Below are 613 nucleotides of genomic sequence, written 5' to 3'. Positions count from 1 at the left end.
GAAGACAGCCCTGCCGACGCGGAGATGGCCATCGACGCCCTGCGCGAAGCGCGCCTGGCCAACCCCATCGTCCACGTCGAGGATGGGGTGGAAGCGCTGGATTATCTGTATCGCCGTGGCGCCTTCGCCCACCGCGAGGAGGGCTTGCCGGCCGTCCTGCTGCTGGACATCAAGATGCCGCGCCTGGACGGGCTGGAAGTGCTCAAGCAGATTCGCCAGGACGAGGCACTCAAGCGCCTGCCGGTGGTGATCCTGTCCTCCTCGCGCGAAGAGAACGACCTGGCGCGCAGCTGGGACCTGGGCGTGAACGCCTACGTGGTCAAGCCGGTGGACGTGGACCAGTTCTTCAACGCCGTGCAGACCCTGGGCACCTTCTGGGCGGTCATCAACCAGGCGGCGGGAACGAACTGACATGCCGCATGAAGGGGCCCGGCTCGGCGAACTGCGCATCCTGCTGATCGAGGATTCGCCGGAAGACGCCGAACTGCTGTCGGACCAGTTGCTGGAATCGGGGCTGGAAGCGGTATTCGAGCGCGTGGACGGCGAGGAAGGCTTGCGCCTGGGGCTGGAGACGTTCCGCCCGGACATCGTGCTCTCCGATTTGAGCATGCCG

Annotated in this window: 1 protein-coding gene and 1 pseudogene; both read left to right on the top strand. The window is 66.1% G+C overall.

Annotated elements, in window-relative coordinates; translation table 11 throughout:
- On the top strand, positions 1-411 hold a 411-nt coding region (locus tag CWM66_RS28070), incomplete at its 5' end, for a response regulator (RefSeq protein ID WP_107147752.1).
- A gap of 1 nt (position 412) precedes the next feature.
- A pseudogene (locus tag CWM66_RS28065) lies at positions 413-613 on the top strand (response regulator); the annotation flags it as partial.

It is taken from the genome of Kosakonia sp. H7A (genome assembly GCF_003028445.1).
In the GTDB taxonomy this organism is placed as follows: Bacteria; Pseudomonadota; Gammaproteobacteria; order Enterobacterales; family Enterobacteriaceae; genus Kosakonia; species Kosakonia radicincitans.
This window is presented reverse-complemented; position numbering and strand designations above follow the sequence as displayed.